Origin of the sequence: Prochlorococcus marinus CUG1435, from assembly GCA_017644375.1 — a bacterium.
GTDB lineage: Bacteria > Cyanobacteriota > Cyanobacteriia > PCC-6307 > Cyanobiaceae > Prochlorococcus_A > Prochlorococcus_A marinus_AH.
Map to the genome: position 1 here is coordinate 96,942 of JAEPLP010000002.1, position 9,043 is coordinate 105,984.

Annotated in this window: 20 protein-coding genes; 10 read left to right on the forward strand and 10 right to left on the reverse strand. The window is 26.8% G+C overall.

Annotation, left to right across the window (positions count from 1 at the left end; genetic code table 11):
* Window positions 1-59: 59 nt before the first annotated feature.
* Complete coding sequence (locus JJ844_09480) at window positions 60-242, reverse strand: Nif11 family protein (GenBank protein MBO6975909.1); 183 nt, start codon at window positions 240-242, stop codon at window positions 60-62.
* Window positions 243-479: 237 nt separating this feature from the next.
* Between JJ844_09480 and JJ844_09485 the strand changes: the two genes are divergently transcribed.
* From JJ844_09485 to JJ844_09500, 4 genes are all read left to right on the forward strand, one after another.
* The gene (locus JJ844_09485) at window positions 480-659 is read left to right on the forward strand and encodes a hypothetical protein (GenBank protein ID MBO6975910.1); all 180 of its coding nucleotides are present in this window, start codon (window positions 480-482) and stop codon (window positions 657-659) included.
* A gap of 50 nt (window positions 660-709) precedes the next feature.
* Complete coding sequence (locus tag JJ844_09490; protein MBO6975911.1) at window positions 710-931, forward strand: hypothetical protein; 222 nt, start codon at window positions 710-712, stop codon at window positions 929-931.
* Window positions 932-1,231, forward strand: a complete 300-nt coding sequence (locus tag JJ844_09495) for a hypothetical protein (GenBank protein ID MBO6975912.1) — start codon at window positions 932-934, stop codon at window positions 1,229-1,231.
* Between the two features lie 305 nt (window positions 1,232-1,536).
* The gene (locus JJ844_09500) at window positions 1,537-1,716 is read left to right on the forward strand and encodes a hypothetical protein (GenBank protein MBO6975913.1); all 180 of its coding nucleotides are present in this window, start codon (window positions 1,537-1,539) and stop codon (window positions 1,714-1,716) included.
* A gap of 4 nt (window positions 1,717-1,720) precedes the next feature.
* Here the strand turns inward: JJ844_09500 and JJ844_09505 are convergent, their stop codons facing one another.
* Both JJ844_09505 and JJ844_09510 read right to left on the reverse strand, forming a co-directional pair.
* Window positions 1,721-1,900, reverse strand: coding sequence for a hypothetical protein (locus JJ844_09505; GenBank protein ID MBO6975914.1), 180 nt, complete (start codon window positions 1,898-1,900; stop codon window positions 1,721-1,723).
* Between the two features lie 132 nt (window positions 1,901-2,032).
* Window positions 2,033-2,317: a DUF1330 domain-containing protein gene (locus tag JJ844_09510; protein MBO6975915.1), complete on the reverse strand. Its 285-nt coding sequence runs from the start codon at window positions 2,315-2,317 to the stop codon at window positions 2,033-2,035.
* Between the two features lie 79 nt (window positions 2,318-2,396).
* Here JJ844_09510 and JJ844_09515 point away from each other — a divergent pair, with 79 nt between their 5' ends.
* Window positions 2,397-2,939, forward strand: a complete 543-nt coding sequence (locus JJ844_09515; GenBank protein ID MBO6975916.1) for a hypothetical protein — start codon at window positions 2,397-2,399, stop codon at window positions 2,937-2,939.
* Window positions 2,940-2,948: 9 nt separating this feature from the next.
* Here JJ844_09515 and JJ844_09520 read toward each other — a convergent pair whose 3' ends face one another.
* The gene (locus JJ844_09520) at window positions 2,949-3,242 is read right to left on the reverse strand and encodes a virion host shutoff protein (protein ID MBO6975917.1); all 294 of its coding nucleotides are present in this window, start codon (window positions 3,240-3,242) and stop codon (window positions 2,949-2,951) included.
* A 372-nt stretch (window positions 3,243-3,614) separates the two neighbouring features.
* On the opposite strand from JJ844_09520, the gene JJ844_09525 reads away from it, so the two are divergent.
* Window positions 3,615-4,019: an MAPEG family protein gene (locus JJ844_09525; GenBank protein MBO6975918.1), complete on the forward strand. Its 405-nt coding sequence runs from the start codon at window positions 3,615-3,617 to the stop codon at window positions 4,017-4,019.
* A 5-nt stretch (window positions 4,020-4,024) separates the two neighbouring features.
* Here the strand turns inward: JJ844_09525 and JJ844_09530 are convergent, their stop codons facing one another.
* From JJ844_09530 to JJ844_09545, 4 genes are read right to left on the reverse strand one after another with little or no spacing between them, the layout of a single operon-like run.
* Window positions 4,025-4,894: a restriction endonuclease gene (locus tag JJ844_09530; protein MBO6975919.1), complete on the reverse strand. Its 870-nt coding sequence runs from the start codon at window positions 4,892-4,894 to the stop codon at window positions 4,025-4,027.
* 20 nt (window positions 4,895-4,914) lie between these two features.
* Window positions 4,915-5,166: a hypothetical protein gene (locus JJ844_09535; protein MBO6975920.1), complete on the reverse strand. Its 252-nt coding sequence runs from the start codon at window positions 5,164-5,166 to the stop codon at window positions 4,915-4,917.
* 40 nt (window positions 5,167-5,206) lie between these two features.
* Window positions 5,207-5,404, reverse strand: a complete 198-nt coding sequence (locus JJ844_09540; GenBank protein MBO6975921.1) for a hypothetical protein — start codon at window positions 5,402-5,404, stop codon at window positions 5,207-5,209.
* Window positions 5,405-5,446: 42 nt separating this feature from the next.
* On the reverse strand, window positions 5,447-5,866 hold the full coding sequence (locus JJ844_09545; protein ID MBO6975922.1) for an acyl-CoA thioesterase: 420 nt from the start codon (window positions 5,864-5,866) through the stop codon (window positions 5,447-5,449).
* 443 nt (window positions 5,867-6,309) lie between these two features.
* Here JJ844_09545 and JJ844_09550 point away from each other — a divergent pair, with 443 nt between their 5' ends.
* Both JJ844_09550 and JJ844_09555 read left to right on the forward strand, forming a co-directional pair.
* Entirely contained in the window at window positions 6,310-6,549 is a 240-nt protein-coding gene (locus JJ844_09550; protein MBO6975923.1) for a hypothetical protein, read from the forward strand.
* Window positions 6,550-6,594: 45 nt separating this feature from the next.
* Window positions 6,595-6,759 carry a hypothetical protein gene (locus tag JJ844_09555; protein MBO6975924.1) on the forward strand — a complete coding sequence of 55 codons (165 nt, stop codon included), beginning with the start codon at window positions 6,595-6,597 and terminating at the stop codon, window positions 6,757-6,759.
* 26 nt (window positions 6,760-6,785) lie between these two features.
* Here the strand turns inward: JJ844_09555 and JJ844_09560 are convergent, their stop codons facing one another.
* The gene (locus tag JJ844_09560; GenBank protein ID MBO6975925.1) at window positions 6,786-7,037 is read right to left on the reverse strand and encodes a DUF2470 domain-containing protein; all 252 of its coding nucleotides are present in this window, start codon (window positions 7,035-7,037) and stop codon (window positions 6,786-6,788) included.
* Window positions 7,038-7,055: 18 nt separating this feature from the next.
* On the reverse strand, window positions 7,056-8,063 hold the full coding sequence (gene dusB / locus JJ844_09565; GenBank protein MBO6975926.1) for a tRNA dihydrouridine synthase DusB: 1,008 nt from the start codon (window positions 8,061-8,063) through the stop codon (window positions 7,056-7,058).
* A gap of 169 nt (window positions 8,064-8,232) precedes the next feature.
* Between dusB and JJ844_09570 the strand changes: the two genes are divergently transcribed.
* Window positions 8,233-8,625, forward strand: a complete 393-nt coding sequence (locus JJ844_09570) for a hypothetical protein (protein MBO6975927.1) — start codon at window positions 8,233-8,235, stop codon at window positions 8,623-8,625.
* A gap of 47 nt (window positions 8,626-8,672) precedes the next feature.
* Window positions 8,673-9,043, forward strand: a 371-nt coding sequence (locus JJ844_09575; protein ID MBO6975928.1) for a cell surface protein, incomplete at its 3' end; no start/stop codon positions are given.

Here is a 9,043-nt window from a genome sequence, read left to right on the forward strand (position 1 = left end):
ATCTTAATAATTTAATTTGATGTTGATGGCAATTTTAATAATGCTGGTAATAAAATCAATTAATATTCTCCCCACCTTTTACCAATATCAAAACCCCATTCAGTGGTTAATTTAATTACTTCATCATGATTCTTGCATTTTGAAAGGGATAACTTTTTACTAGGATTATTTTTTATTAGCTCAGCAATTTGATTAAGTTGCTCTATTTTTTTTAGAAAATTGCTTAGATCTTTATCTGACATTTATCTAGGAAGTAAATTTTTGATCATAAGTAAATATGTAATAAAGAACCCAGGCAACACCAATAATAAGAATTGCAATCATTATGTTTACTGACCAAACTACTTCTATCATGAAATTTTTTTTTATATTTTTAATATATCCAAAATTTAAATTAAATTAACTGTTAATAATTTAAATCTAGAACAATACACTACTAAAACTAGGTATATAGAATATTCATAAATAGTTTAAAAATTATGGGAGAAGCTAAGAGAAGGGAAGAGTTAGGCTTACCACCTAGAGAAAAGAAAAAGGAAAAACAAACATCGAAAAATCAACTAAACAAAATTTTAAATAAATATCCTTATTTACCTTTCATTTTAGGTTTTTCATTATTAGCAATATTAATTATCGATTTAGTTAATTACTACAAATAGATTTATAAAAAAGGGAATACTTTTAGCAGAAGAGAAGATTATGTTCGCAATTGCGAAATTATTTTTCCATAATAAAAATAAAACTCATGAAACCGATTTACACCTCATGCGCCTTAATTTTAGGGGTATTAACTTTGTTTTCAATATCTAATGCAAATGCAGGTGGCTGCAGTTCTCATACTGAGAAGAAGGCAGAAATTGAATGCTTGTCTGATGATAAAAAGTGTATAGAAGCGAAAGAAAAAGAATCACTATACAGAGTTGAGGCCTAAATGTTTGATAATCTTGGAACTGCTTTAGTGCAGGCATTAGGCTTCTTTGCTGTTTTTGGTTTTTTTGTATATCAAACTTTATTTGCAGATAGCAAACCCAAAAATTCAAAATCAAATCCAAAAAAAATAAAGATTTCCGACAAAAAAGAATCAATTAAAGAACCTAAAAAAGGCTTATTTAACAGAAAATCTAAACCTGTTGAAGAGAATTTAACAGTCCAAAAAAAGGGATTATTTAGGAGAAAAAAAGAAGTTATTAAAGAAGAGATTAAACCAAAGAAAAAAGGTTGGTTTAAATAGGTAAAGTTACTTAAACGCTTTTTTGATATCTTTTATACAAAAACTTTTTTTAGTAACTTTATAATTACAGTAGATAACATCTAAAATGAACCATAGAGAAATCTCAAAAAAATATAGCGAGTTACTTAACAAGGCTGAGTTTGCTACTGGCCGAAAGGAAGTTGTAGGTCTTTTAAAAAAAGCTGCCAAATTGAAATCTCAGATTGAAATCAATTGTTAGATCTTATAATTAGTTTAATTCTAAATGTAAAAAATTTTTTTAAATAAGTTTTTACATGAGATAATCTCCATAGATTATTTTTCTTATGAATAAAAAAGGTTATACAACCGAAAGCGGTGGTAGACAAAATGGTTTTGCAATTGAACCAGAAATTAACCCCATATCAGAAGGCGAATCAAAGAAATCCATATTTTTATTTGTTGGAATATTATTACCTTTTCTAATAGGCGGTTTTTATTATCTAAGGACTCTGAATATATTCTGATATTTTATAAGCCATTTTTAGCAATATATTCTTCTGAGCTAACTATATCTTGCATTAAGCTCTCTGATGAAGGATTAAACCCATTTTGCTCTAAAAAAGATTTAACCTTTTCAAATTTTTGCTGAATTTTCTTTGTATATGGCGTTGTCATCAAATAATCATCTTTTTCTGTTGAATAGTTCATTTGATTAACGGATTACTTTTACAATTAAATTTTGCAAAATATCCTATAGCTAGTGAAGTTATAAATATTACATAAATAATTTAATAGTAATAAATACTTATAAGTTGTTTGTGTGAGGTCGCTATTGATTGTTTAAAGAGTACTTATAGTAACTAGTTCCATTAAATCTCTGGACTGCAGATATTTTTGAAATACTTCAGAATAAAATGCTTTTTTAGCAGCAAATTTTGATTCGAATTCAATTACTAATCCAAGCTGCCCTCCATCCCATTCATTTGAGGTTGATTCTTGTATTAAATCTCTTTTTACTATTACTCCTCCCACAGATTTAATCCAAGGCAATACTGTCCTTATATATTCCAGAAATAAATCAGCATTTGGGATTGAAATTTTCTTAAGCCAGTAGCTCTTTGTCATCAAATCAACATATTCTGGGTAGAATATAGCATATTGAGGTAAGTATTTATCCTTAGCTATAAACTTCAGCGTATTTTAAATGGAAACCGAAAATGATTTATTAAATTTACTTCTTAAATCTCCAAATTCAGAGAGTATACGTAATATGGTCGAACAACTTGAAATTGATCATAATTTTTCCTTTAGCAAAGATAGAAATGATTTGCAGGGTGTTTGGGAGCTTAGGTGGAGTAGTTCTAATAGTCCTTTTTTAAAATATTCTCCTTTTATTGATAACCTTCAAATTCTTGATCCCTTAAATTTAAATGGTCTTAATTTACTTAAACCTAGAGGAATAAAATCAATTATTGGTACTGGCATTTTAATAAGACTTAACTACATAAATGAAAAAAAAATTGGGGTCAAATTTACACATGCTGGTGTTATTGGTCCTAAATTTGGAAAAAAAAATATAAAGGCTATGAAAGAAATAAATAATGAACAATTAGGGTGGTTAGAGATAACTTATTTAAGCAATAAGCTTAGAATCTGTAGAGGTGATAAAGGAACTTTATTTGTTTTAAGAAAAATAAATTCACCGACTTTATTAAAGAATTTCAAGGAATTTATTAAAATCTATTAAAAATAGAAATTAATTCTTTATCCAAATAGACTTTAATACGAAATAAATTGGTAAATATTTAAATGATTCTTTAGGTATTTCATAACTTAAGAATTTTAGTGCTTCTTCTAACCAGTAACCAATATCAAATCCTAAAAGAATTTTTTCTATAACAAACCAAAATTCTTTATCAAATATATTTCTGAAGTTTAAGTAAACATATTCCCAATGAAAGGTATTCCAATATTGGGTTAAAAATGAGGATAAAATAAGCCATAGTGATATAAATAGAAAACTTTTAAGAAATTTATAAAATTTTTTCATATACCAGCAACTGAATTATTTAATTTCAAATATCCCTTATTATTATTTGGTTCAAATTTTATTTCCATAAATATATTCAAAAAGATATAAAAATATTGAGAAAATAGTAAATTTTTGTGGCATTAATAATCTATTCTTCTTTTTTTAGATTCTGTGCCTTTAAATTTTTATTCTTAAGAAAAAATCCTAAAAACAGAAAAGCAGAATATATTAGTAAACTTATGCCAAAAATTAAAACTATCTTTGAAATATCCATAAATGATTTATTTATAAATTACAGCATTTTTTGCCAAGTTTTTTCTATGGTAATGATTTTTCATTTATCACGATAACGAGCTTCAATTATTAAGCTAATAATATTATTTAAATCATATGCAAGTAGCTTTTGCCTGGAGCCTTTGTCTATCAGTTGGTGTTGTTTTATTATCAATTATTCCATTAACTATAGGGAGGGTAAAAGCGGGATATTCTGTTGAAAATATGTCTGCTCCAAGGGCTTTATTCGATGAATTACCTTCTTTTGGGAAAAGAGCAGTTTGGTGTCATCAAAATTGTTGGGAAAGTATTTCCCTACATGCACCCGCATGTCTTCTTTGTTTGATTAGTTTAACTGACTCTAATATTGCAATAATTGCAGCATTGATTCATCCTATTTTTCGTTTTTTATATATTGGTGCATATATATTTAATATCCCCACAGCTAGAGGTTTAATGTGGGCCTCAGGAATTTTTACAACACTTTTGCTTTACAAAGAGGGCTTAACTCAATTGATATAAACTTTTTAAACAATAAACTTTTCTAAATCTTTTAATTGATATTCATTCATTAGTTCCACTTTATTTGATTTTGCTAGTTGATGCGCAGACTTTGTAAAGCCAGATTTTGAGACTATTATTGCATGTGTACCTTTCCAAAATAATTTACCAGCTGAAATTTCCTGAACTGCTTTATTTCCAATGGCTTTTTCATGATCTTTGCATTGTATACATATTCTCAAATCATTTATTGACGCAATTAAGTCAACCCCTTGATCTCCTGTAATAGGGGTTTCTTTTACTTCCCAGCCATTTTTTTTGAGAATTTCCATACAATGATTTTCAAATCTAATACCTTTTTTGTAGTTTCCCTTTTTTTTACTTGAGTAGTTTTTTTCTATTAGGATTAAGCATGATTTCTCAATTTGACTTGCTATGAAAACAAACCAATCTTCAGTCTCGAGCTTTCTAATAGATCCAATTATCTCATCATCAATAGTAGGATTTTCATTACAATAGGATCTCCACTTTTCGAAAAATAATTCCGTACTTCCAAATTCTTTTAAAATTACTTTTTCATAGAAGTATGGTATACCCTCTTTAAATCGCTTAGATCCATTAAATATATTTTTCTCAATGGCTTTTTCATCAAGAGGTGGATTGCCAATCCATTTTTTATAATCCTCGTTACCGTAAGCATCTATTTCCCTTAATCTGATCCTCTCCTCTAACAAATTGTATTTGTTCTCGTCAATTAATTTATTAATTGTTTGAATAAAGAAATTGGAATTTAAGGCATTGTTTAATTTTAACTTTTTCTTCTTAATTTGATAATCTCTTACAATTATAAAAATTAAAAAAATGATAAAAATAATTAAAATAAAAAAATTTTTCATTAAAGATTTTTATTTTCTATCTAAAAAGTTTTTGTTTTTCTAATAACAAAATTATTTTTTGTTATTACTGAAGATTCATTTACTTCAAACCCATTAATTGCTGATATTTCTCCTTTTATACCCTCTAATGTTAATTGCTCGATAATGCCTTTTATTACTTCATCCTCGACCAATTTTCTATCAATTCTTTCAGGTGTAATATCTGTAAGCCATTTTGATGTCTTTTTTTTAACAACCTCTGTAGGGTTAGTTATTTTTAAGTAGATAGCCATTTTTTTTATCATTCAGTTGAATTATAAGCAATAAATCTTCTTAACTTTTATTATTGTCATTACTTTCCCACTCAAGAAATTGAAAAACAAAAATTGCAAAGATAGAGAAAAATACTATAAACAAACCTAACCATCCTAGGAATTTATGCTCTGTAAAAAGATTTGTAAGCATTGATTTTTCTTGATATCTTGATTCCATTTCATATTGGTAAGAGTCAATAACGTGAAATATATTCATAATTAATAATTTAATAAATCTTTTAATAAAACGATAATAACTTCAACCGTTTAATCTAATAAATGCTTCCGATAGGAAATCTGGTATTTTTCTTATTATTGAAAAATTTCGTTTATTTATTAAGACTAAATTGACTTCAGCAATCGTTAAGATTTCTTTTCTCTTATTAAGAAATTTTGAAATTACATTAATCCGTGGACTTTTTTCAATATAGAATTCGCTTTCTATTGTTATTTTTTCACCAAGTAATAAAGGCGATTTATATTTTATTGAAGTATTTATTAAAGGTAAATCAAAGCCTTTTTTAGTAAGTTCAAAATAACTTGTACCTACTTCAAAAAGTGCACTTATTCTGCTTTCTTCAAGCCAATTAAAATATGTGCCGTGCCACATTACTCCAGCATGGTCCGCATGTTGAGGTAAAACAATTTTTTCTATCTTCCAAACTGGTTTTGAGTTCATTTTTTATTTAAAAATAATTTTTATTCAATGAAAAAAAATTATTTTGATATTTTAGATTAATATTGTTTATTAATATAAGAATCACTAAAACTGTATTTATAAATTTATGTTTAATCGTAATAATAGAAAAAGAAAAATGAAGAAGATTTTTCAATGGGAAGAATATTTAAATTGGAAAAATATGTCAAAACAACAGAAATTAAATTTCAAGAGGGCATGCTTATTTCCATTTCTAGTATATATAGTTTATGTTTTTCTTAATCAGTACTCTTTAGCAATTCTTTTATTATTGGGTCTTTATTTTTTAATTAGATTCAAAAATAGAAATAAGTTAAGAAGATGAACATTTTTTACTTTGATATATTTAGAATTGTTTTAAAATAATTTAGTTTTTCTAAATAACTTTATTGGCATATGACAATAGTATTAGATAAATTTTTTTTATGAAAAAAATTATTTTGTTCTTATGTGTATTAGTTTTTTCAATATTTTCTAATACGAATAATTTATTAGCAAAAGAAATTGGAAATAACATTAAAGATAATATTTCTAATCAAATTGAAAAGAATAAGCCTGATCAAAATAAAAAAAATAATATTTCTAATTCTTCGGCAGAAGATATATTTGGAGATGAACAAACTTTTCCATTTGTTGCAGGTTTAGGAAAAAATGCAGCCCATTGATTTCAAAGTTCCTGATAATTTAGAAAAAAGATTTTTTTCATACAAATGAAAGGTCTTAGGGTCCTGGAGCTTTCTGAAGCAATTAATGTTGATATCTCAGATTTATTAGCTGTTTGTGCGATTCTAAAAATAAAAGCCACATCTAGATTAAGCATGCTTTCATTTGAGGAATGTAAAAAGATAACTGATTACTATGAAAATAAAAATTAGATTTTTTTATATAAATTATTTAATTATTAAATCTCTTTAATCATTGATACTAAGGTTGAATGAATTTCTTCTTCAGATATTTCATTTTTAAAGTTGATAATTGCTGACTGGCCATCGTAATTGATTTTTATATAACTATTATTAATTTCTTCCATATAAGCACTCTCAAAGCTTGATATCTTTCCATAATGAATAAGATATTTGTGCACTGAATCTATGTGATCATTGTTCATGTGATCACAAACTCTTTTACTTGTCTCTTTACTAATTATTTTCATTTAAAAGTTAAATTTGTTTTAAACTAGTATATTTTTTTCATTATTCAAAGTTTTAATCATTTTTTTTATTAATTTTTTAACTTCATTTTTATCAACAGCTCTAACCAATTTATTTCTCAAATTTGATGCTCCTTTAAAGTCTTTACATGTCCATGAGATATGTTTCCTAGCAATAAGCAAGCCGTGATCTCCTTTTTCTTCTATTAATTCATCAAGATGCTCAATAATTAAATATAGTTTTTCTTCTGTGTTTGGTTCTTTAAAGTTTTTATTTTCTCTAATGGCATAATCTATTTCTCCTATTTTCCATGGTGATCCTAAAATCCCTCTTCCAATCATTACACCATCAGCATTTGTTTTTTTTAAACAATTAAGAGCGTCATCTGGATTTTTGATATCTCCGTTAGCAATTACTGGAATTTCTAATAACCTTTTAAGACTCCCGATCATTTCCCAATCTGACTTGCCCGAAAAACCCTGCTTTCTAGTTCTTCCATGAATTGTGATCATTGTTGCTCCTGCATCCTGAAGCTTTAATAAGAAATCCTCTATATTTTCTTCTTTACTATCCCATCCGAGTCGTGTTTTTACTGTGACAGGAATTTTGACAGCTTTTACGACATTTTTGACTAATTCTATAGCAAGTTTTCGGTCTTTAATTAAGGCACTGCCTCCACCTTTCTTTGCAATTTTTTTTACTGGACATCCCATATTTATATCAATTAAGAAAGCTCCAGAGTCCTCAGCTTGTTTCGCGGCTTCAGAAACAGCAAATGGCCTATTATCAAATATTTGTACTCCAATTGGACCGTCTTCTAAATCTATTTGATTGATTTTTTGTATTCCAAATCCTTTTTTAAGACTTGTGGCATTTATCATTTCTGTAAAAAGTAAAGAGTTTGGAGCCCATTTACGTACAAGTCTCCTAAAAATGTTATCTGTAACTCCTGCCAAAGGCGATAGCATGACCTTACTCGTAATTATCCTGTTAACTCCCCTCCCTCTAAGCTTTATATTTGAAGACATATAATTTTTAATTTAATTAATCTTTATTTATTATAAATTCAGATATGGAGTTGATTTTATGGTTTCTATTTATTTCTTAATTTACAATAAGTACTTTTACTTAAATAGGCCTAATTGATTACTTTTTTTGCTAGTTTATATTGAGTTTAAATTTAAAAAGGAAATTTTTTTGTTTATATTAGTATCTATTTTTCTTCCGATAATTATTTTTATTGCACCAATAAATGTAAAAGCTATACAAGGTAATTTGGATTTATCAAGTGCTCAAACTTCTGTGGGAAAAAGATTCGCTAAAGTGTTTTGTGATGCTAAGAGGGAGGGATTAGATTCTGATTTTGCTAGTGAATATGCTTTGAATAATACATATTTAAAATTTGTAGCATTTCCAGACGATGACGAATATTTGGATAATTTATGGAATTTCACTCATAATAATATATTAGATAATTGTGGTGAATTTGTAGATATGAATGATTTAAAAGACCTAGAGATTTTTTTTAAAGAAGAAGGTTTAATTGCATCAAATAGGGAACTCTATTTACCAACTTTTGAGAATAATTAGATTAAATTTTTAGCATGTACTAAAATAAAAATAGAATATGAAATTTTATGAAACTATTAGGTTTAAATTCACCTGAAATATTCATAATTTTAGTAATTTTGCTCTCAATTTTAGGTCCAAAAAGAATTGAAAAAGGTTTCTTAATATTAAAAAAACTATTAAAATTCCTTTTAAGTAAAGATGAAGATCAAAGGATAGAAAATTTAAAAGTAAAATCAGAGGAACCAAAAGAAAGTGAAGTTAAAGAAGAAAGTATAGAGCCAGAAGTAAAGGCAGAGGAACCAAAAGAAAGTGAAGTTAAAGAAGAAAGTATAGAGCCAGAAGTAAAGGCAGAGGAATCAAAAGAAAGTGAAGTTAAAGAAGAAAGTATAGAGCCAGAAGTAAAGGCAGAGGAATCAAAAGAAAGTGAAGTTAAAGA